Origin of the sequence: Pseudomonas sp., from assembly GCF_035512415.1 — a bacterium.
GTDB lineage: Bacteria > Pseudomonadota > Gammaproteobacteria > Pseudomonadales > Pseudomonadaceae > Aquipseudomonas.
In genome coordinates this window covers 24,602-46,264 of sequence record NZ_DATKDZ010000040.1, presented here as the reverse complement: position 1 = coordinate 46,264, position 21,663 = coordinate 24,602, and the positions used below count along the sequence as shown (strand labels likewise).

Sequence of the window (21,663 nt, the reverse complement as noted above, 5' to 3'; positions counted from 1 at the left end):
AGCTTGTTGATGACCAGCGTGGCAAGGGCCTCGCCCTCGACGTCCTCGGCGACGATCAGCAGCGGCTTGCCCGACTGGATCACCGACTCGAGCAGCGGCACCATCGGCTGCAGCGACGAGAGCTTCTTCTCGTGCAGCAGGATCAGGACATCCTCGAGCTCCGCCACCATCTTGTCGGCGTTGGTGATGAAGTAGGGCGAGAGATAGCCGCGGTCGAACTGCATGCCCTCGACGACCTCGGTCTCGGTCTCGAGGCCCTTGTTCTCCTCGACCGTGATGACGCCCTCGTTGCCGACCTTCTGCATGGCGTCGGCGATCTGGCGTCCGATCTCCTTCTCGCCATTCGCCGAGATCGAGCCGACCATCGCGACCTCGTCCGACCCGCTGACCGGGCGCGAGACGGCGCGGATGTCGGCGACGACGGCCCGCACGGCCTGGTCGATGCCGCGCTTCAGGTCCATCGGGTTCATGCCGGCAGCGACGGCTTTCAGGCCTTCGTTGACGATGGCTTGAGCCAGAACGGTGGCGGTGGTGGTGCCGTCGCCAGCGTCATCGTTAGCACGGGAAGCAACGTCTTTAACCAGCTGCGCGCCCATGTTCTCGAAGCGATCTTTCAGCTCGATTTCTTTGGCAACGGAAACGCCGTCCTTGGTGATGGTCGGAGCGCCGTAGCTCTTCTCGATGATCACGTTACGGCCTTTCGGGCCGAGGGTGGCTTTTACTGCGTCAGCCAGAACGTTGACACCAGTAAGCATTTTCTTGCGGGCGGAATCGCCGAATTTAACTTCTTTAGCAGCCATGATGGTTATTCCTTGATTCGTTCAAATAGAGCGGAATTCGTAGCGACGGGACGCTGAAATCAACCTTCAACTACAGCGAGAATTTCGTTCTCGCTCATTACCAGCAGGTCTTCGCCGTCAACTTTGACAGTGTTGCTGCCGGAGTAAGGGCCAAACACCACTTTGTCGCCGACTTTAACGGCCAGGGCACGTACTTCACCGTTGTCCAGCACGCGGCCGGTACCGACAGCGAGGATTTCACCGCTGTTGGCTTTCTCGGCAGCGGAACCTGGCAGCACGATGCCACCAGCGGTTTTCTTTTCTTCTTCGCTGCGACGGATTACGACGCGGTCATGCAGAGGACGAAGCTTCATTGTCGATCTCTCCCAATAGGTGGTTTACAGCGGCCGGTGCGTTCACCGGCGGGTTAGCAAAATCCGGCGGAGCCGGTAGCGCCGTGCCAGGCACAACGCTGAAGTCTGATCTGCCGAAACGACAGAAAACCTTGCGGTGACCGCTACATAAGGGCGTGCGGGGGGATTTCAAGGGCTGGGGGTGAAATTTTTATCGTGCGAAGACCTTTTTCACGAGCCGCAAATCAGTCGCGGCGTTCGTATTCGCCTTCCAGCACATTGGGGCGAACTTGCCCGGAGCGCGCGGCCTGGTCGTCGAAAAAGGCGCGCTGACGCATGGCCTGTTCGGCCGCACGCAGGCGCAGCTTGTTGACCAGCAGACGGCGAGTAAAGGGAATCAGACAGAACACGCCGAAGATGTCGCTGATAAAGCCCGGCAGCAGCAGCAGGCCGCCACCGACGGCAATCAGCAGACCTTCAAGCATTTCCTGCTCGGGCAGCTCGCCACGGGCCAGTCGCTCGCGGGCGCGCCACGCGGTGGCCACCCCGGCGACCCGTAGCAGGATGCTGCCAAGGATGGCAGTGCCAATCACCAGCAACAGAGTGGGCAGCACGCCGATGGCGCTACCGACCTGAATCAGCAGGGCAAGCTCGATGATTGGAAACAGCAAAAACAGAAACAGAAAAGCACGCATCAAAGGTTCCTTAACGGAAGATCAGCTTCCTATGAGACAGAAGTATGGGGCGTTAGGCTGAATTCAAGCTGAAGCCTGACCGTCGGTCGGCCAGACCTCAGCGCGGGCCAGTGCTACCAAGGCCTGGCGCACCTCCAGCGGACTGTTACAGGATGTTGGAAACCGCAGCCAGTGCAGGCCCTGACCGATGCGCAGATGAAAGCCCTCGCTGTCGATACCAACCAGCTCGGCCGGGGCATGCTGGGGCAACCTCGCCAGTTCGACATAATGGCCGATGGCGGCGGCATGATCGCGGTTCATGTGCGCGAGCATATCGACTTCACTGTCGCCGGCAAAGGGATTGGCCAAGGCCACCTGATCCAGCCAGTGAATCGCGCCAAAACCGCCGATATAGCGCCAACGCACCGGCTCAAGGTGCCAGAAGTCAAAATCATGTACACGGTGATAGTTCTGCGAATCCGGGAAATAGCGGTAATAGCGCGCCGCCGCCGCGTCGATCTGCGCCTCGTCATGCAATTGTCGCGCGTGTGCGAGCAAAGTAAGACGGCCGACCGCCTGCACGTCCTCGGCTCCGCGCTCGCCCACCAGCAGCGAGCATTTACCGTCCTGCTTGAGATTATGGGTGTGCTGAGCGATACGGCTGATCAGGATCAGCGGCCAGCCCTGGGCATCCAGGCAATAGGGCACCACTGATCCGAAAGGGAAACCCGGCATAGCCTTGGAATGGGTGCTGAGCACGCCCCGGTATTCCTTGAGCAGCAATTCTCGGGCATGCTTGCCGGCTTTCACGCTCACAATCTGACTCCTTGCATAGAATCCGTCATTAACGGACAGGCTATTACCAGGCCAGCAAGGTTACACGACACCACTTGAGGGGATAAGCGATGCAACTCAAAGACAAAGTCATCATCATCACCGGCGGCTGCCAGGGTCTTGGCCGCGCCATGGCCGAATACCTGGCAGAAAAAGGCGTCAAGCTGGCGCTGGTCGACCTGAACCAGGAAAAACTCGACGAAGCGGTCGCCGCTTGCAAGGCCTTGGGCGTGGAAGCCCGCGCCTACCTGTGCAACGTCGCCAATGAAGAGCAAGTGACCCAGACCGTGGCGCAGATTGCCGAAGACTTCGGCGCGATCAACGGCCTGGTCAACAACGCCGGGATCCTGCGTGACGGCCTGACCATCAAGGTCAAGGACGGCGAAATCACCAAACTGAGCCTGGCTCAGTGGCAGTCGGTGATCGACGTCAACCTGACCGGCGTGTTCCTCTGCACCCGCGAAGTGGCGGCGAAGATGATCGAGCTGAAGAGTGAAGGCGCAATCATCAACATCTCCTCGATCTCCCGTGCCGGCAATATCGGCCAGGCCAACTACTCCGCGGCCAAGGCCGGGGTAGCGGCTGACACCGTGGTCTGGGCCAAAGAGCTGGCGCGTTACGGCATCCGTGTTGCTGGCGTCGCACCGGGCTTTATCGAAACCGAAATGGTTGCCAGCATGAAGCCCGAAGCGCTGGAGCGCATGACCTCGGTCATCCCGCTGCGCCGTATGGGCAAGCCTGCCGAGATCGCTCACTCGGTGGCCTATATCCTAGAAAACGACTACTACACCGGTCGGATTCTGGAGCTGGACGGCGGCCTGCGGTTGTAATTCGCACTGATCTGCTGAAAATAAAAAGCCCCGCAATGCGGGGCTTTTTTTGCTTTTAATTTTTCAAGATCTAGCGAGCTAGAGACCTGCAAGGCAAAAACAGGCGAGGAAGCGGAGTGTACTTTTGTACATGAGCATTCCGAGCCTGTTTTTAACGCAGCAGGGCCGACGCGCAGCAGATCGACGGCCAAACACTTACCAGCCGACACCAAACCCCAGACTGTAATGGGTTTCATCCAGCTCGCCTTCTGCACCGCTGACCAGGTCCTTCTCGGCCTTCATATTCAGCGAGGCCCAATCGGTCAGCTTGTAACGCAGCCCCACGGTCGCATCCAGGGTGTAATCCGCAACGTTGTCCAACGGCTTACCCACCTCGCCATCGCTGAACAGCTCGACACTCTTGCCGACCAGATAGCGGTTGTAATCCCACTTCAGACTCGCGGCGTAGAAGTTGTCGTTTTCGCCATTGCTGTATTCGTAGTCAGTGCGGTTGAGCAGACTGACTACGGAGAAGGCACCCAGCTCGTTATCCCAGAACTGATAACCCGGACCGGTACCCACGGTACGCTGGCGCGCAAGCTCCTCGACCATGTCGCGCTTGTACTCGAAGCGCCCTTGCCAGAACCACTTCTCAGTCAGGAAGCGGTCAAGTGCGTATTCGGCACTCCAGTTGTCGGTGGTGACCACGTCATCCTGAAACTCGCGGTTGTAGCCCGCTTCCGCGTTATGCCGCCACAGACCGTGCCGCGCCTGGGTCTTGAGGTCGACATCGTAGTCGTCGGTATCGCGCTCGGCCCGTTTGTAATCCAGGGAAGCATCGAGATTGCCCTTGATGGTCAGGTCCTCAACCAGCGGCTTGGGCTTGAGGATCTGCTGGATACTCGCCAGTTCGATGGTCTTGGGCTCGCCACCATTGGCCAGCACCACCTTGCCCGGCTCGGCGGGGCGCAAGGACTTGGTGCGTTCGCCGGCCACGGCATTTTCCTTGATCAACAGCTCCTGATCACTTTCCAGGGTGGCGATCTTGCTCCAGTCCAAGGCGATGGCACCGCCGTATTCGGTTTGCAGCAACAGCTTGCCACCGTCGTAGAACTTGATCTTGCCGGTTAGGCGGTCGCCGTTCTTCAGCCAGACGGTATCCGCCAGGGCGGAGGTGGCAGCCACAGAAAGGGCCAGGCATAGCAGGGTCTTGGAAAACATAGGGGGTAATTTGCAATATCTAGGGTGAGCGGAGGCCGGCATTATCCTCAAGCGCGGCGGCAGAACAAGTACTGACCGACAGGATCACTCCGAGTTCAGCCGTAATTGTTTACCAGCCGACACCGACGCCGAGCAGGTAATGCCGCTCACTGCTGGTGCGCCCCAGACCGCGCACCTGATCGAGTTCGTAAAGCAGGGATAGCCGCGCCCAGCTATTGAGGCGATAACGCAGGCCCACCTCGCTATCGAGCACATAGTCGATCTGCTCAATGTCGGGGATCTGCAGCTCGGCATTGCTGAAGAACTCCAGACGCGTACCCCACAACAGGCGTTTGTAATCCCACTCCAGGGAATAGGTCGAAAAGCTCAGCTCTCCCTCGCTAGTCTGCAGCTGCATGCGGTTGAACTGGCCGATCATGTCGAAGCGCCCCAGCTCGTTATCCCAGAAGCGATAGCCCGGTCCGGTGCCGAGCGAGCGCTGCCGGGTCACGAAGGAAAACTCGTCCTCGTTCTGCTCCGCACCGGCCCGCCAGAACCAGTTATCGCTGATAAAACGGTCGAGGTCGTACTCCAGCTGCCAGTTGTCAGCGGTTTTCACCTCATCCTTGACCTTGCGCTCCAGCTCGCCCCGCAGCCCATGCCGCCAGCGACCGTGCTCCATGCGAGTATTGCCCTTGAGCTTCCACTCGTCGGTTATATTGTCGTCGCGCTTCATATCTAGCTTGGCGTCCAGATTGCCCTCCCCTATGCGGTCCTGCAGCACCGGGCGCGGTGGGATCAGGCGTTTGATACTGGCCAGCGGCACGGTCTGACTGGTCGCATTGACCACCCGCACCATGCCCTTGCCGGCCGCCTCCAGTTGCTGGCTGCGCTCGCTGTCGAAGCCATTGCGGCGGATCAGCAGGGGTTTTTCCGAGCTCAGGGTGTCGATATCCTTCCAGTCGATCAGCACCTGACCGGCGTAGCGGGTTTTCAGGGCCAGCTTGCCGCCGTCCAGCAACAGAATCTCGCCGCTCAGGCGGTCACCATTGTTCAGCCAGACCGTGTCGGCCCACAGGGGCATGGCCCAGCCAAGAAGAACCGAGAGCAGCAGGATGCGTAGCGACATGGCGAAAGTACCGAATAGATCAGCGAAAAATACCTCGCAGCATGACGCGCCGAGGCCGCCTCCAGCAAGCCAGGCCGAACGCCGCGAGGCCCTCTACCTGGTGCTGGCGCAGGTGCCAGCAGGCTGCGTGGTGAGTTACGGACAGCTGGCCGAACTGGCCGGCCTGGGCCGCGCGGCACGCTGGGTGGGGCGCACCCTGAGCCAGTTGCCGGAGGGCACGACGCTGCCCTGGCATAGGGTGATAGCCGCAGGTGGCCGGCTCAGCCTGGCGGCCGGCACCCCCTCGGGTAACGAGCAGCGGGCCCGACTCCAGGCCGAAGGCATATTTAGCCATAACGATAGGGTGGATATCCGACAGTACGGCTGGCGCCCAATGGAGCACAGCGGTTAGAGTGCGCCCTTTATTAGGTCAACCTCAGGCTGATACCCCTTCAATGCCCCGTAAAAGCTGGCGCGATGCCATTGCTGCCTACTCCAGCCCCTCAACATTGGTGCTGCTGCTTCTAGGGTTCGCCGCCGGCCTACCCTATATGCTGGTGTTCTCGACCCTCTCGGTGTGGTTGCGCGAAGCCGGCGTGGCTCGCGACACCATTGGCTTCGCCAGCCTGATCGGCCTCGCGTATGCCTTCAAATGGGTCTGGTCGCCGCTGCTAGACCAGTGGCGTCTGCCGCTGCTGGGCAAGCTGGGCCGCCGGCGCTCCTGGCTGGTGCTGTCGCAGATCCTGATCGCCATCGGCCTGGGCGGCATGGCCCTCTGCGACCCACAAACCCATCTGACCTGGCTGATCTCCCTGGCCGTGCTGGTGGCGTTCGCCTCGGCCACCCAGGACATCGCCGTCGATGCCTATCGCCTGGAAATCGTCGACGACAGCCGCCAGGCCGCCCTGGCCGCCAGCTATATGGCCGGTTACCGCGTCGCCGCTCTGCTGGCTACCGCCGGCGCACTGTATTTCGCCGAAGGCTTTGGCTCCACCGCCCTGCTCTATCAGCACGGGGCCTGGGCCGGGACCTACCTGCTGTTTGCCCTGATGATGCTGCCCGGCCTGCTCACCAGCCTGTGGATGAGCGAGCCGGATGTGCCGCTGCGCACCCAACTGGCCGCCGCCCGCTATGGCTTTAGCCACCAGATTGCCTCTGTTTTGGTGCTAATCGTCCTGTTGATCTCCGTGCCGGCGATGTTCACCCAGCTCTACCACACCGATTTCGCCAGCGTGATCAACGGCGAAGCGAGCATGCTCGACCTGCTGCTGGAAGACCGCGCCTTCCTCCGCGCCCTGCTCTACACCATTCTCACCAGCCTGTGCCTGTCCACCATGGGCCGCCGCGGCCTGGCACCGGTGCTGACCCCGGTCAACGACTTTATCCTGCGTTACCGCTGGCAGGCCTTCCTGCTGCTGGGGCTGATCGCCACCTACCGTATGTCCGACACGGTGATGGGGGTGATGGCCAACGTGTTCTATATCGATCAGGGCTTTACCAAGGACCAGATCGCCAGCGTCAGCAAGCTGTTCGGCCTGGTGATGACCCTGCTCGGCGCGGGCATCGGCGGCCTGCTGATCGTGCGCTTTGGCATACTGCCGATCCTGTTTATCGGTGGCGCGGCCTCGGCGGCAACCAACCTGCTGTTTATGCTGCTGGTCAGCATGGGGGCGGACCTGCAGATGCTGATTCTCACTATCTCTGCCGACAATTTCAGTGCCGGCCTGGCCACCGCCGCGTTCGTCGCCTATCTGTCGAGCCTGACCAACCTGAAGTTCTCCGCCACCCAGTACGCGCTGCTGAGCTCGATCATGCTGCTACTGCCGCGTATGATCGGTGGCTATTCCGGGGTAATGGTGGAAAAGTTCGGCTATGAACAATTCTTTATCGTCACCGCCCTGCTGGGCGTGCCGACCCTGATCCTGATCGTCCTGCAATGGCGTCGCGAGCGTCCCCAGGCCAACGGCGATGCGCCGGCTACCACAGCGGAACATATAACAACCAATAACAACTGAAGCGCAGCGCTTCGTAATCGGCACGGGCATGCCGCAGCTGACGCTTCTAGAGAGTGGAGCGGAACATGACAGCAGATGCAGTTTCAATGCCTGTCCCTGGCAGCCTCGAAACCTGGTGGCAACTGCAGGGCGAATGGGTGGAAGCGCCCAACGACCGCCGCGGTGGCCAGAGCGGCGTCCAACGTATCTGGAAGGACGACGCACTGCTCTATGCCAAGCGCCAGACCGGGCATATCCACCGCAGCCTGCTGCACCCCTTTGGCCGACCTACCGTGCTGCGTGAGCGAGATGCGCTGCTGGGGGCACGCAAAGCGGGTGTAACAGTTCCGGAAATCATCTACTGCGCCACCGAGCACAACCGCCAAGGCTGGCGCGGCCTACTGGTGACCGCGGCTCTGGAAGGCTACCAGCCGATCAGTGACTGGTACCTCGCCCAAGGCCGCGAGCGCCATGGCGAACCCGCCCACCAGCGCCTGCTACAACTGATCGCAGAAAACCTCGCACGCCTGCACAAGGCGCGCTGGCAGCATGGCTGCCTGTATGCCAAGCACATCTTCGTCAAGATCAGCGACAGCGGGCAGGCCGAAGTCGCTCTGCTGGACCTGGAAAAATCCCGCAGACGCCTGTGTCCGACCCAGGCCGCCCGCCACGATCTGCAGCAACTGCGACGCCACTCACCCTGGAGCCAGGCGGACTGGGAAACGTTACTGGATCACTACCAGGCCAGCTTCGGCCGCGCAGTCAAAGGCCTCTCAGCCTAGCGGTGGCACCACGGGCTGGCCGCGGTGCCACCAGAGGCCGGTTAGCTGGGCTGCACCAGGTGCACCACCCGCTGCGGGAAGGGGATGCCGATACCGGCTTCGGTCAGGCGCTCCTTGGCCAGTTCGGTGAAACCGAAGGTCACCGGCCAGAAATCCGGGGTCGCCACCCAGACCCGCAACGACAGGTTGACCGCACTGTCACCCAGCCCGGTGACAAACACCACAGGCTCGGGGTCGCGGTGCACCCGCGGGTCTTCGGCAATCTTCAGCAGCACTTCCCGGGCCAGCTGGATATCGCTGGAGTAGTCGATACCCAGGTTGATATCGGCGCGGCGCTTTGGCTCGCGGGAGTAGTTGGTGATATGGCCGTTGGATAGGCTGCCGTTGGGCACTATCACCACCTTGTTGTCCGCGGTTTTCAGGGTGGTGTGGAAGATCTGGATACTGTCGACACTGCCCGATACGCCCTGAGCCTCGATCCAGTCGCCAGCGCGAAAGGGGCGGAACAGCATGATCAGCACGCCGCCGGCAAAGTTTCCCAGGCTGCCCTGCAACGCCAGGCCAATGGCCAAGCCGGCGGCACCAATCACGGCGATAAAGGAGGTGGTCTCCACACCGATCATCGACGCCACGCTGACTAGCAGCAGCACCTTGAGGATGATCCCAGCCAGGCTGGCGATAAAGCTGTGCAGGGCGCGGTCGACATTGCGCCGCTGCATCAGTGCAGCGACCTTGCCGATCAGGCCATTGATCAGACACCAGCCGATCAGCAGGGTAATAATTGCCAGGGTCAACTGCCCGGCGTACTGCATCATGACCGGCAACCAGGTCTCGGACATCTTCACCAGTTGTTCGACGTTCATTTCCATCTGTTACTCCTTTCTGCACTGCTGAAAACAAACCGCCACAGCGAGCCGTGGCGGTTTTATTGCGATTACAGGCCGTGCGACGCCTGCAACGCCAGAAAGCTCAAGCTCCGCGTTTCAATCACGGAAATTGTTGTACTGCAGCGGCATGCCGAAATCCTTGGTGCGCAGGGCTGCAATCGCCTCCTGCAGGTCATCGCGTTTCTTGCCGGTAATACGCACCTGCTCGCCCTGAATCGCGGCCTGCACCTTGAGTTTGCTGTCCTTGATATGGGCGACGATCTTCTTCGCCAGCTCCTTTTCGATACCTTCGCGCAGAATCACTTCCTGCTTGACGCTCTTGCCCGAGGGGTAAGCATCCTTGAACTCCAGGCATTGCACATCGATCTTGCGCTTTACCAGGCAGAGCTTGAGAATCTCAACCATCTGCTCCAACTGAAAATCCGCATCGGCTGTCAGGTTGACAGTCAGCTCTTTCAGTTCAAAGCTTCCTTTACCGCGCAGGTCATAACGACGGTCCAACTCTTTGATGGCGCTGTCGATAGCGTTGGTAACTTCATGTTTGTCCAACTCGGACACCACGTCGAACGAGGGCATGGTCTTACTCCAGATAGACGGCGCGCCCTGCATCACGAACGGGACGCGCCTGGCTTGACGGTAAAAAAACCCGGCCATTATATAGCGGTAGCGACAAACACTGCCCGGCGATGTACCGGGTCTACGCGAATCCCCTCCAGCGAGCCTGCCAATGCCCAACCCCCATCTCAGCATTCTGGTCGTGGACGATGCCAAGTTTTCCAGCGCGGTGATTGGCCGTGCCCTGACCCAGGCGGGCTATCAGGACCTGCGCTTCGCCAGCAGCGCCGCCGAAGCCATCCGCCTGCTGGAGCAGCGCCCCGCCAGTGTGTTGCTGGCCGACTGGCTGATGCCGGAGATAAATGGTCTGGAGCTGACCGAACAGGTGCGCCAGTTCGATGAAATGACCCATCACTACACCTACATCATCCTGCTCACCGGCAAGGAAGGCGAAAACGTCCTGGGCGAAGCCTTCGACAGCGGCGTGGATGACTTTATCAACAAGGCGGCCATGAGCGAGCAGCTGGTGCCACGGGTGTTCGCCGCCGACCGCCTGTGCAACACCCTGCAACGTCTGCTCCAGGAAAATCGTCTGCTCACGGGCAATATCGCCAGCCTGGAGCAGCGCAACCTGGTCGACCCACTGACCGGCCTGGGCAATCACCGCTACCTGCAGCAGAGGATGCTCGACAGCCTGCGCCAGGTGGAGTCCCGCGGTGGTGCCCTGTGTTACCTGATGATCGGCCTGCAGGATGTCCACGACCTGCGCCAGCAACACGGTGAGCGCTTCTATAACGAACTGCTCAGCGGCGTCGCCCGCCGCCTGCAACAGCTGGTGCGGCCCCTGGACATCCTGGTGCGCCTGGACGAGATGCACTTCGGCCTGATCGCCATGCTCGAAGACCTCCACGAGTGCTCGCCCAGCAGCTTCAAGCGCCTGCACGAAGGCATCAACCTCAAGGCCTTCAAAACCAGCGAAGGCTTTATCAGCCTCAAGGCCGGCATCAGCCTGATCGGCCTCGACAGCAAAGGCCTGCCCTGCACGCCCCAGGCCCTGCAGGAGCATGCCGCCGAGCTGCTGCCGGACTCCTACAGCAGCGGCCTGGTCACCGCCCAGCGCCTGCCCCTGCCACGCTAGACGGCACGATGAGCTGGCATATTCTCGGCGCGGGCAGCCTGGGTAGCCTGTGGGCCGCACGCCTGGCCCGAGCCGGCGTGCCGGTGCAGTTGATTCTGCGCAACCCGCAGCGCCTGCAGGCTTACCATCAAGCGGGCGGCCTGACCCTGGTCGAACAGGATCAGGCGCGGCTCTACCCGGTTGCTGCACAAACGCCCGACAGCACGCAACCCATTCAACGCCTGCTGCTGACCTGCAAGGCCTATGACGCCGAAGCGGCCGTGGCCCAACTGGCTCCGCGCCTGGTGCCCGGGGCCGAGCTGATCCTGCTGCAGAATGGCCTGGGCAGCCAGGATCGCGTGGCCCTGCAGGTGCCCCAGGCGCGCTGCATTCTGGCCTCGAGCACCGAAGGGGCCTTTCGTGAGCGCGACTTTCGCGTGGTCTTCGCCGGCCACGGCCATACCTGGCTCGGCGACCCACTTGATCTGCAGCCGCCCGCCTGGCTGGAAGACTTGCACCAGGCCGGCATTGTTCATGACTGGAGCCTGGATATCCTTAGCCGGCTATGGCGCAAGCTGGCGCTGAACTGCGCGATCAACCCGCTGACCGTGCTGCATGACTGCCGCAACGGCGGCTTGCGCGACCACCCGGCCGAAATCGCCAGCCTGTGCGCCGAACTCGGCGAACTGTTGCAGCGCTGCGGACAAGGCGAAGCCGCCCATGACCTGCATGAGGAAGTGCTGCGGGTGATCCAGGCCACCGCCGCCAATTACTCGTCCATGCATCAGGATGTCAGCCAGGGCCGGCGCACCGAGATCACCTACCTGCTCGGCTACGCCTGCGCCGCCGCGCAGCGTCACCGCCTCACCCTGCCCCATCTGCAGGCCCTGCACGAGCGCCTGCTGGCTCACCTCACTGCACGCGGATTGCCCAGCCATTAAGCCACGCGTTAACCTGCCTGCATCTACGCCACAGCGACCCACCCCGCCATGCCCCTGCGTCAGCATCTTGAAAACCTTCCGGTCGGGCGCAAACTGCTCGCCGCCCTGCTGGCCTTGCTGGCCACCGTATTGCTGGTGGCCAACCTGGCCTTTATCAGCGCGGCCTACTGGATATCCCAGCAAAGCGTGGCCCCCCAGGCCCTGCACACCCTCGGCCGGCTGATTGCCAGCCCGGCCCTGAGCCATGAGGCGCTGGGCTCTGCCCAGGCGGCTGAAGCCCTGCTCAAGCGCCTGGATGACTACGCGCCACTGCGGGCGGCAGTGATCTACGACAGCAATGGCGTCAGCCTGGCGCAGCTGCAGCGCGGCGAAAAACTGCAACTGCCGCTGCGCATGGAACAGGTCGAGTCCTGGCGTCACAGCGAATTTCGCATCAACCATCTGGTCGAGCTGCCACAACCAGATGGAGCCCCGGGCTTCCTCCTGCTGGTCGCCTCCAGCGAGCTGCCGGGGGCCTTTTACACCGGCACCCTGACCGCCAGCCTGGTGATCCTGGCGCTCAGCGTGCTGCTCTGGCTGGTGGTCTCGCGCCAGGTAAAACGCCTGATCACCCGGCCGATCCGCCGTCTGGAAGAACTGTCACGCCAGGTCACCCGCGAGGAGAATTACGCCCTGCGCGCACGGCGCGGCAATGCCGACGAGATCGGCAGCCTGGCCGAGGCTTTCAACACCATGCTGTCGCGCATGGAGGCCCGCGAACAGCAGCTCAAGCGTGCCCGCGACGACACCCAGCAGGCCTTCGACCAGGCCCAGCTGCTGGCCGAGGAAACCCGCCACTCCAACCGCAAGCTGGAGCTGGAAGTGCAGGTGCGCAGCAAGATCGAGAAAAAGCTCACCGGTTTTCAGAAGTACCTCAACAGCATCATCGACTCCATGCCCTCAGCGCTGATCGCCCTCGACGAGCAGCTCTATGTCACCCAGTGGAACCAGGAGGCCAGCAGCCTCTCCGGCACGCGCCTGGACGAGGCGCTGAACCAGCCAATCTTTCTCGCCTTCCCGCCGCTCAAGCCCTTTCTGCCCCAGCTCAAGCGCACCGTGGAACAGCATCAGGTGGAAAAGGTCGAGCGAGTCGCCTGGGGCGACCCCGACGCCCCGCACTATTACGCTCTGACCTTCTACCCCCTGAGCGGCAGCGCCGGGCGTGGCGTGGTGATCCGGATCGACGACATTACCCAGCGCCTGAGCCTGGAGGAAATGATGGTGCAATCGGAAAAGATGCTCTCGGTCGGCGGCCTGGCCGCCGGCATGGCACATGAGATCAACAACCCCCTGGGGGCCATTCTGCATAACGTGCAGAACATCCGCCGGCGGCTGTCGCCGGAACTGGAAAAGAACCGCGAGCAAGCCGAACAGGCCGGCATCTGCCTGGAAGCCATCGACCGCTACCTCAACGCCCGCGAGATTCCGCGCCTGCTCGATGGCATCCAGCAGGCCGGCAGCCGAGCAGCGAAAATCGTCAGCCATATGCTCAATTTCAGCCGCCTCAGCGACCGCCAGCTGGCCCCCTGCCAGCTGCCTGGCCTGATCGATCAGGCCGTGGAAATTGCCAGCAACGACTTCGACCTGACCGAGAGCTTCGACTTCAAGAGTCTGACCATCGTGCGCGAGTACGACCCGGCTCTGGGCCCGGTGCCCGGCACCGCCAACGAGCTGGAGCAGGTACTGCTCAACCTGCTGAAAAACGCCGCCCAGGCTATCCATCAGCGCCAGGACAGCCAGGTACCCGGCAAGATCGTCCTGCGCGCCCGGCTGGCCGGCCTCTGGGCGGAAATCCAGGTGGAGGACAACGGTGTCGGCATGCCCGAGGCGGTGCGCAAGCGCATCTTCGAACCCTTCTTCACCACCAAGGAAATCGGCCAGGGCACCGGCCTGGGGCTTTCCGTGTCCTATTTCATCATCACCAACAACCACAAGGGGCAGATGGAGGTGCAGTGCAAGCCGGGCCAAGGCACCTGCTTCACCCTGCGCCTGCCCTTGGCCGCCACCCCTGCCGATACGGAACAGTGACCATGGCTTATCGACTGTCGAAGATTTACACCCGCACCGGCGATGCCGGCGAAACCAGCCTGGCCGACGGCCGCCGCGTGACCAAGGACCACCCACGGGTGGATGCCATGGGAGAGGTGGACACGCTGAATAGCCAACTCGGCCTGCTGCTGGCCGACCTTGCCGAACAGCAAGCCCAGTGGCCGAAGCTGGGCGAAATTATCGAAGTGCTCGCACCCTGCCAACACCGCCTGTTCGACCTTGGCGGCGAACTGGCGATGCCCGTTTACCAGGCGCTGCAGGCCGCGGAGATCGAGCGGCTGGAGGCGGCTATCGACCGTTGGAACGAGGAAGTCGGCCCGCTGGAGAACTTTATCCTGCCCGGTGGCTCGCGCCTGATCGCCCAGGCCCACGTGTGCCGCAGCCTGGCCCGCAGCGCCGAGCGCCGCTGCCAGCACCTGAACGCCGTGGAGCCGATTCGCGGCGTCGGCCTGGCCTACGTCAATCGCCTGTCAGACCTGCTGTTTGTCGCTGCGCGGCTGATCGCCAAACGCCAGGGGATTGATGAAGTGCTCTGGCAGGCGGCAGAAAAGCAATAACCGTAGCCCGGATGTAATCCGGGAACCCGCTTCCCCGGATTGCATCCGGGCTACAACCTCACAACAAACTGAGCTGGCTCTCGAAACTACGCCGCTCGCCACTCAAAGGGTCAATAAAGCTCAAGCCCTTGGCCAACAACTTGAGCGGTTTGCTGTAGTCATCCAGGGCATCCGGCGCATCCGTGACCTCGGGATAGAACGGGTCATTGAGAATCGGCGCGCCCAGCGCGGCCAGGTGCACACGCAGCTGATGCTTCTTGCCCGTTACCGGGTACAACCGATACAGCCAGTACTCGCCCAGGCGCTGGGCGACCTCGATACGGGTTTCGGTATTGGCTTCACCGGCGACTTCCTGCATGCGAAAGAACGGCTCGGCACCCTCCAGCCGCGTCGCCCGTACCAGCGGAAAAGCCAGCTGCGGCAAGGCCGCCGCCAGCGCCTCGTAGCACTTGTCCATCTGCCGTAGGCGAAACAGCGCCTGGTATTGGCCACGGCTCTGCCGATTGGTGGAAAACAGCACCAGGCCGGCGGTGTGCCGATCGATGCGGTGCAGCGGCACCAGATCGGCATTGCCCAGGCGCTTGGCCAGCCGCGCCTGCAGGGTTTGCTCAACGTATTCACCCGCGGGCATCACCGGCAGAAAATGCGGCTTGTCGGCCACCAGCAGGTGCTCATCGATATGCAGCAGGGTTTCCTCAAAAGGAATCGGCGTCTCCGCTGGCACCTCACGGAAATAGTGCACCTTGAGCCCTTCGCGATAAGCCGCAGCCATCCCCAGCGGCTGGCCCTGGGCGTCCAGCACCCGGCCACGGGCGATCCGCTCCTGCCACACCGCCGGCGCAATCGCCGGGAAGTGCGCACACAGGCATTCGTACACCGTCGCCCAGTTACCACGGGGCAGATGCAGGGTGCTGGGGCGCATATTCGAGGGGGAACGGGCTTCAACAGGCATCAACAAACTCGATCAGACAGGCTAATAAATGGGCTCACCCGGGCCAGAAGGCGCGGATACCCGCCACGCCCTGGGCACCCACCTGCCAGGCTCGCTTCAGGTCGGCGGGAGTAACCCCGCCCAACAGATAGGCCGGCTGATTAAAGCCCTGCAGCAACTCGGCAGCCTGCGCCCAGCCCAGCGGCTGGCCGTCGGGGTGGCTCTGGGTGGCCTGCACGGGAGACAGGGTGACGAAATCCACGCCCATCTGCGCAGCCAGTTCCAGCTCATGCGCCGAGTGGCAGGAGGCCGCCAGCCAGCGCTGCGGCGCAAACGGCCGGCCGCCTGTGCTCAACTCGCACAACTGCTGCGCCGTCAGGTGCCAGCCAGCGTCAGGAAAGTCACCCAGCCACTCCAGCGGGCCCTTGAGCATCAGCTGCGCCTTGCCCGCACAGAGGCCGAGGGCGTCGGCAGCAATATCGCGGTACTGCGCTGCGGGCATCGCCGGGGCGCGCAATTGCAGCAGGCGAATACCGCTATTCAGGGCCGCCTGGATACCCCGCAGCAGCTCAGGCCCACTCAAACCTTCCGGAGTAATCAGATAACGCTCGGGCAAACGTGCGGCCGCGACAATCGGCCGATTGGCCGCGGGAAATTCATAGTCGCCTAGCTGCCGCGGGCTGACCCAGGCCATGGGCTGGCCTTCGGCACCGTGGGGCTCACCGGTAAAGGCCGAGACTTCCCAGACATCCAGCAGCACCTGCTTGTCCGGGTAGTCGTGGCGCACCTGAATCAGCGGTCGCGCGGCAGTTGGGCGAATACCCAGCTCCTCTTCCAGCTCACGGGCCAGGGCCGCCTGCACCGTCTCGCTGGCTTCGACCTTGCCGCCGGGGAACTCCCAGAGACCGCCCTGATGCTTATCCTCGGGACGCTTGGCGAGCAGGATCTGCCCGTCTGCACCACGAATCACCGCGGCGGCCACATGAATACGTTTCACTCCAGCTGTTCCTTCTGAGCGGCTTGGTACCAGCGCTGAAAGGCCGGCCATTGATAGATGGTCGCTACATAAGCGGCCGCCGCCTCGGGCAACGCCACCCGGTAACTGCGCAGCCGCGCTGCAACAGGGGCGAAGAAGGCATCCGCCAGGCTGGCGTGACCGAACAGAAAGGGACCGCCCTCGCCGAACGCGCCACGGCACTCGGCCCAGAGCGCACAGATGCGGCGGATATCGGCCTCGACCTCGGCCGGTACCACATCCAGCGCCTGATCGCGCTTGAGGTCCATGGGCATATGCGTGCGCAGGGCGACAAAACCACTGTGCATCTCGGCGCAGGCACTGCGCGCCACTGCCCGGGCATATTCGCCACGGGGCCACAGATGGGCCTCGGGAAAGCGTTCGGCGAGGTATTCGGCAATCGCCAGGCTGTCCCATACCGGCCCGTCTTCGGTCTTCAGCAGCGGCACCTTGCCGGTTGGCGAATGTTCGAGGATACGCGCCCGGCTATCGGGGCGGTCGAGCGGGACCAGCACTTCGCCATAGCTGGCCTCGGCCAGCTCCATGGCCAGGGCGGCGCGCAGCGACCAGGACGAATAGGTTTTGTTGCCGATAACCAGAACCAGGGACATGGGGCACTCCGTGCGTGATGCGCTTGCTCAAGGGGGTCAACGGACATTAAGACGCCGCGCCACCCAATAGCAAATTCCCGTTGTTTATGGGGCCATAAAAAAGTGCCAGGAGCACTTTTTAACGTCGCGCAGCGACGGCCCGAAGGGAGGCCGCCAGGGATGGCGGCCATAAACAACGGGAATGCGAAGCGTCATACAGTCGATATACGTCGGATCAGGTGCGGTACTCGGCGTTGATCTTGACGTACTCGTGGGACAGGTCGGTGGTCCAGATGGTCTCGCTGCAGCCACCGCGGCCCAGCTCGATGCGGATGGTGATCTCTTCCTTGGCCATCACCGCCGCGCCCTGCTCCTCGGTGTAGCTGGCCGCGCGGCAGCCCTTGCTGGCAATGCACACCTCGCCGAGAAACACGTCGATCAGGCTGACATCCAGCTGCGCCACACCGGCGCGACCGACGGCGGCGAGGATGCGCCCCCAGTTCGGGTCGGAGGCAAACAGCGCGGTCTTGATCAGCGGCGAATGGGCCACGGCGTAACCCACATCCAGGCATTCCTGATGGGTCGCGCCGCCATTCACCTGCACGGTGACGAACTTGGTCGCGCCTTCACCGTCGCGCACGATGGCCTGGGCCACTTCCATGCACACGCTGAACACCGCTTCCTTGAGCTTGGCGAACAGGTCGCCGCTGGCCTGGGTGATCTCTGCCAAGGCGGCCTGGCCGGTGGCGATCAGCATGCAGCAGTCGTTGGTCGAGGTGTCGCCGTCGATGGTGATGCGGTTGAACGACTTGTTCGCCGCATCGCGCAGCAGGTCCTGCAGCACGGCCTGGGCGACCTTGGCGTCGGTGGCGATATAACCCAGCATGGTCGCCATGTTCGGCTTGATCATCCCGGCACCCTTGCTGATGCCGGTGACGGTGACAGTCACGCCGTCATGCACGAACTGACGGCTCGCGCCCTTGGGCAGGGTGTCGGTGGTCATGATGCCAGTGGCGGCTTCGGCCCAGTTGTTCTCGGAAAGATTATCCAGAGCGGCCTGCAGGGCCCCCTCGATCTTCTCCACCGGCAGCGGCTCGCCGATCACCCCGGTGGAGAACGGCAGCACCGCGGCCTCCTCGACACCGGCCAGCCTGGCCAGTGCGGCGCAGGTGCGGGCGGCATTCTGCAGGCCCGGCTCGCCAGTCCCGGCGTTGGCATTGCCGGTGTTGGTCAGCAGGTAGCGCACCTGCCCCAGCACGCGCTTCTTGGCCAGGATTACCGGTGCCGCACAAAAGGCGTTGAGGGTAAACACCCCGGCCACCGTGGCATCTTCGGCACAACGCATCACCACCACATCCTTGCGCCCCGGTCGCTTGATTCCCGCCGAAGCAATGCCCAGCTCGAAACCTGGAACCGGGTGCAGGGTAGACAGCGGGCCAAGACCAACAGCCATAGAGAACGCTCCTTGAGTGGTAAGAGTGATGCGATGGTAAAACGCCGCGGACGGTCAAACCGTTCGCGGCGTTCTTCTAGACGACTCAAGCATAGCCAAATTCGGCCCGGGCTCAACTCACCTTTTTAGTCGTTAACGGCAGGGCCAAAAGCCGGCCCAGCCGTTATTGCATCACAGCCGGCTTAGTTGACCTGACCGTGGCAGTGTTTGTACTTCTTGCCCGAGCCGCAAGGGCACGGTTCATTGCGACCAATCTTCTGCTCGGTGCGCACGGGGGCGGCGGCTACGGCCACATCGCCTTCCTCGGCGGCTTCCGGCTGAGCCAGGGCCGAGGCCTCGGCGTGCTGGAACTGCATACGTTCGGCCAGGGCCTCGGCATCGCGGCGCAGACGCGCCTCTTCCTCGGCCGGGTCTTCGCGGCGTACCTGAACATGGGAGAGGACGCGGATGGTGTCGCGCTTGATCGACTCCAGCAGCTCCTGGAACAGGGTAAAGGACTCGCGCTTGTATTCCTGCTTGGGGTTCTTCTGCGCATAGCCACGCAGGTGAATGCCGTGACGCAGGTGATCCATGGTCGACAGGTGGTCTTTCCACAGGTCGTCGAGTACACGCAGCAGGATCTGCTTCTCGAAGGTGCGCAGGGCTTCGGCGCTGGCCTCGTTTTCTTTCTCGTTGTACGCGTTGACCAGCTCTTCGAGAATGCGCGCACGCAGGGTCTCTTCGTAGAGCTTGTGGTCGTCGTCGAGCCACTGCTGGATCGGCAGGCGCAGGTTGAAGCTGGTGTACAGCGCTTCTTCCAGGCCGGCGATATCCCACTGCTCGGGCAGCGACTGCGGCGCGATATGTTCGTTGATGGTGTTGTCCAGCACTTCGCGGCGGAAGTCGGCAATGGTCTCGCCGATATCGCTAGCGCTGAGCAGGTTGTTGCGCATGTGATAGATCACCTTGCGCTGCTCGTTGGCCACGTCGTCGAATTCCAGCAGTTGCTTACGCATGTCGAAGTTACGCCCTTCGACCTTACGCTGGGCCTTCTCGATGGCGTTGCTGACCATGCGGTGCTCGATGGCTTCGCCGGGCTGCATGCCCAGGGCCTTCATAAAGTTCTTCACCCGGTCCGAGGCGAAAATGCGCATCAGGCTGTCTTCCAGCGACAGGTAGAAGCGGCTGGAACCCGGGTCACCCTGACGGCCGGAACGACCGCGCAGCTGGTTATCGATACGCCGCGATTCGTGACGCTCGGAAGCGATCACATGCAGGCCGCCGGCCTCGATCACCTGCTGGTGACGCTTCTGCCAATCGGCCTTGATCTGCGCAGTCTGCTCGGGCGTTGGGTTTTCCAGCGCCGCCACTTCCACTTCCCAGTTGCCGCCCAGGAGGATGTCGGTACCGCGACCGGCCATGTTGGTGGCGATGGTCAACGCGCCCGGGCGACCGGCCTGGGCAATGATCTCGGCTTCCTTCTCGTGGAATTTGGCGTTGAGCACCTTGTGCTCGATACCTTCTTTTTCCAACAGCTTGGAAACGTATTCAGAGCTCTCAATGGTCGCGGTGCCGACCAGGATCGGCCGGCCCTCAGCCATGCAATCCTTGATGTCGGTGATAATGGCGGCGTACTTCTCTTCCTGGGTCAAATACACCAGGTCGTTGAAATCCTTGCGCGCCATGATCCGGTTGGTCGGGATCACGATCACTGCCAGACCGTAGATCTGATGGAACTCGAAGGCCTCGGTATCGGCGGTACCGGTCATGCCGGACAGCTTGTTGTACAGGCGGAAGTAGTTCTGGAAGGTGGTCGAGGCCAGGGTCTGACTCTCGGCCTGGATCGGTAGGCCTTCTTTGGCCTCGATCGCCTGGTGCAGGCCTTCGGACAGACGACGACCCGGCATGGTACGACCGGTGTGTTCGTCGATCAGCAGCACCTGATTGTTCTGCACGATGTATTCAACGTTGCGGTTGAACAGCTTGTGCGCACGCAGGCCCGAGTAGACGTGGGTCAGCAAACCCAGGTTGTGCGCCGAATACAGGCTCTCGCCTTCAGCCAGCAGGCCGACCTCGGTCAGCATTTCCTCGACGAACTGGTGACCCGCTTCGTTCAGCTCAACCTGGCGGGCCTTCTCGTCCAGCTTGTAGTGACCTTCCTGGGTCACCACGCCTTCCTCTTCCTCAACATGCAGTTTGAGGCGTGGAATCAGCTTGTTGATCTCGGTGTAGAGACGCGAGCTGTCTTCGGCCTGGCCGGAGATGATCAGCGGGGTACGGGCTTCGTCGATCAGGATGGAGTCGACTTCGTCGATCACGGCGAAATTCAGCTGGCGCTGGAATTTGTCTTCCAGGCTGAAGGCCATGTTGTCGCGCAGGTAGTCGAAACCGAACTCGTTGTTGGTGCCGTAGGTGATATCGGCAGCATAGGCCTCGCGTTTCTCTTCCGGCGGCATAAAGGGCGTGACGATGCCCACGCTCATGCCGAGGAACTCATACAGCGGGCGCATCCAGTTGGCGTCGCGGCGGGCCAGGTAGTCGTTGACCGTGACCACGTGCACACCCTTGCCTTCCAGAGCATTGAGGTACACCGCCAGGGTCGCCACCAGGGTCTTGCCCTCACCGGTGCGCATCTCGGCGATCTTGCCTTCGTGCAGGGTCATGCCGCCGATCAACTGGACGTCGAAGTGGCGCATGCCCATGACCCGTTTGCCCGCCTCACGGGCAACGGCAAAGGCTTCTGGCAGTAACTGGTCGAGGGTTTCACCTTTGGCCAGACGGGCTTTGAATTCATCGGTCTTGGCACGCAGTTGCTCATCGGAGAGAGCGAGCATCTGCTCCTCGAAGGCATTGACGGCTTGTACCGTCTTGAGCATGCGCTTGACTTCACGCTCGTTCTTGCTTCCAAAGAGTTTCTTCAACAAAGGCGCAAACATATCGACAGGATCTTCCAGGCGTATGGATTGAGGGGCACTTAAAAAGCGACCCATGCAGCCTGCATGGCTGCGTGCGAAGGG

General features: G+C 62.2%; 21 protein-coding genes. 8 read left to right on the top strand and 13 right to left on the bottom strand.

Translation table 11 applies throughout. The annotated features are described in order from the left end of the window. The 4 genes from groEL to VMP31_RS20705 form a co-directional block, all read right to left on the bottom strand. Positions 1-800 (bottom strand): chaperonin GroEL (groEL, locus tag VMP31_RS20720; protein WP_325509596.1); only part of this gene is annotated, 800 nt, incomplete at its 3' end. Between the two features lie 59 nt (positions 801-859). Continuing rightward, a complete protein-coding gene (locus VMP31_RS20715) occupies positions 860-1,153 on the bottom strand; it encodes a co-chaperone GroES (protein ID WP_325509595.1) in 294 nt (97 codons plus the stop codon). A gap of 224 nt (positions 1,154-1,377) precedes the next feature. After that, the gene (locus tag VMP31_RS20710) at positions 1,378-1,827 is read right to left on the bottom strand and encodes an FxsA family protein (RefSeq protein WP_325509594.1); all 450 of its coding nucleotides are present in this window, start codon (positions 1,825-1,827) and stop codon (positions 1,378-1,380) included. A gap of 63 nt (positions 1,828-1,890) precedes the next feature. Then, a complete protein-coding gene (locus tag VMP31_RS20705; protein WP_325509593.1) occupies positions 1,891-2,622 on the bottom strand; it encodes a HugZ family protein in 732 nt (243 codons plus the stop codon). An 89-nt stretch (positions 2,623-2,711) separates the two neighbouring features. Between VMP31_RS20705 and VMP31_RS20700 the strand changes: the two genes are divergently transcribed. Next, positions 2,712-3,470 carry an SDR family oxidoreductase gene (locus VMP31_RS20700; protein ID WP_325509592.1) on the top strand — a complete coding sequence of 253 codons (759 nt, stop codon included), beginning with the start codon at positions 2,712-2,714 and terminating at the stop codon, positions 3,468-3,470. A gap of 195 nt (positions 3,471-3,665) precedes the next feature. Here the strand turns inward: VMP31_RS20700 and VMP31_RS20695 are convergent, their stop codons facing one another. Together VMP31_RS20695 and VMP31_RS20690 are read right to left on the bottom strand one after the other, a co-directional pair. After that, a complete protein-coding gene (locus VMP31_RS20695) occupies positions 3,666-4,670 on the bottom strand; it encodes a DUF481 domain-containing protein (protein ID WP_325509591.1) in 1,005 nt (334 codons plus the stop codon). A gap of 109 nt (positions 4,671-4,779) precedes the next feature. Beyond that, a complete protein-coding gene (locus VMP31_RS20690) occupies positions 4,780-5,778 on the bottom strand; it encodes a DUF481 domain-containing protein (RefSeq protein WP_325509590.1) in 999 nt (332 codons plus the stop codon). Between VMP31_RS20690 and VMP31_RS20685 the strand changes: the two genes are divergently transcribed. The 3 genes from VMP31_RS20685 to VMP31_RS20675 all read left to right on the top strand — a co-directional run bounded on the left by VMP31_RS20685 (position 5,777) and on the right by VMP31_RS20675 (position 8,533). Then, positions 5,777-6,169 (top strand): MGMT family protein, encoded by a 393-nt coding sequence (locus VMP31_RS20685; RefSeq protein WP_325509589.1) that lies wholly within the window; start codon positions 5,777-5,779, stop codon positions 6,167-6,169. The genes VMP31_RS20690 and VMP31_RS20685 overlap by 2 nt on opposite strands. Positions 6,170-6,212: 43 nt before the next feature. After that, complete coding sequence (locus VMP31_RS20680) at positions 6,213-7,772, top strand: AmpG family muropeptide MFS transporter (protein ID WP_325509588.1); 1,560 nt, start codon at positions 6,213-6,215, stop codon at positions 7,770-7,772. 86 nt (positions 7,773-7,858) lie between these two features. Further along, the gene (locus VMP31_RS20675; RefSeq protein WP_325509587.1) at positions 7,859-8,533 is read left to right on the top strand and encodes a lipopolysaccharide kinase InaA family protein; all 675 of its coding nucleotides are present in this window, start codon (positions 7,859-7,861) and stop codon (positions 8,531-8,533) included. Between the two features lie 41 nt (positions 8,534-8,574). On the opposite strand, the gene VMP31_RS20670 is transcribed toward VMP31_RS20675, so the two are convergent. After that, the gene (locus tag VMP31_RS20670; protein WP_325509586.1) at positions 8,575-9,402 is read right to left on the bottom strand and encodes a mechanosensitive ion channel family protein; all 828 of its coding nucleotides are present in this window, start codon (positions 9,400-9,402) and stop codon (positions 8,575-8,577) included. 114 nt (positions 9,403-9,516) lie between these two features. Then, entirely contained in the window at positions 9,517-9,996 is a 480-nt protein-coding gene (locus VMP31_RS20665; RefSeq protein WP_325509585.1) for a YajQ family cyclic di-GMP-binding protein, read from the bottom strand. Positions 9,997-10,147: 151 nt separating this feature from the next. Between VMP31_RS20665 and VMP31_RS20660 the strand changes: the two genes are divergently transcribed. Genes VMP31_RS20660 through VMP31_RS20645 form a run of 4 tightly spaced genes read left to right on the top strand, consistent with a single transcriptional unit; the run spans position 10,148 to position 14,678 of the window. Continuing rightward, positions 10,148-11,113: a GGDEF domain-containing response regulator gene (locus VMP31_RS20660; protein WP_325509584.1), complete on the top strand. Its 966-nt coding sequence runs from the start codon at positions 10,148-10,150 to the stop codon at positions 11,111-11,113. Positions 11,114-11,121: 8 nt separating this feature from the next. Further along, complete coding sequence (locus VMP31_RS20655; protein WP_325509583.1) at positions 11,122-12,033, top strand: putative 2-dehydropantoate 2-reductase; 912 nt, start codon at positions 11,122-11,124, stop codon at positions 12,031-12,033. 48 nt (positions 12,034-12,081) lie between these two features. Next, positions 12,082-14,100, top strand: a complete 2,019-nt coding sequence (locus VMP31_RS20650; protein WP_325509582.1) for an ATP-binding protein — start codon at positions 12,082-12,084, stop codon at positions 14,098-14,100. A gap of 2 nt (positions 14,101-14,102) precedes the next feature. Beyond that, positions 14,103-14,678 carry a cob(I)yrinic acid a,c-diamide adenosyltransferase gene (locus VMP31_RS20645; protein WP_325509581.1) on the top strand — a complete coding sequence of 192 codons (576 nt, stop codon included), beginning with the start codon at positions 14,103-14,105 and terminating at the stop codon, positions 14,676-14,678. Positions 14,679-14,736: 58 nt separating this feature from the next. On the opposite strand, the gene VMP31_RS20640 is transcribed toward VMP31_RS20645, so the two are convergent. The 5 genes from VMP31_RS20640 to secA all read right to left on the bottom strand — a co-directional run bounded on the left by VMP31_RS20640 (position 14,737) and on the right by secA (position 21,582). Next, complete coding sequence (locus tag VMP31_RS20640) at positions 14,737-15,630, bottom strand: pseudouridine synthase (RefSeq protein WP_325509580.1); 894 nt, start codon at positions 15,628-15,630, stop codon at positions 14,737-14,739. 34 nt (positions 15,631-15,664) lie between these two features. Next, positions 15,665-16,606 (bottom strand): Nudix family hydrolase, encoded by a 942-nt coding sequence (locus VMP31_RS20635; RefSeq protein WP_325509579.1) that lies wholly within the window; start codon positions 16,604-16,606, stop codon positions 15,665-15,667. Next, complete coding sequence (locus VMP31_RS20630) at positions 16,603-17,235, bottom strand: glutathione S-transferase family protein (protein WP_325509578.1); 633 nt, start codon at positions 17,233-17,235, stop codon at positions 16,603-16,605. Before VMP31_RS20630 ends, VMP31_RS20635 begins: the two co-directional genes overlap by 4 nt. A 214-nt stretch (positions 17,236-17,449) precedes the next feature. Beyond that, positions 17,450-18,667, bottom strand: coding sequence for a bifunctional glutamate N-acetyltransferase/amino-acid acetyltransferase ArgJ (gene argJ / locus VMP31_RS20625; RefSeq protein WP_325509577.1), 1,218 nt, complete (start codon positions 18,665-18,667; stop codon positions 17,450-17,452). Between the two features lie 182 nt (positions 18,668-18,849). Continuing rightward, positions 18,850-21,582, bottom strand: a complete 2,733-nt coding sequence (gene secA / locus VMP31_RS20620; protein WP_325509576.1) for a preprotein translocase subunit SecA — start codon at positions 21,580-21,582, stop codon at positions 18,850-18,852. Positions 21,583-21,663: the final 81 nt, after the last annotated feature.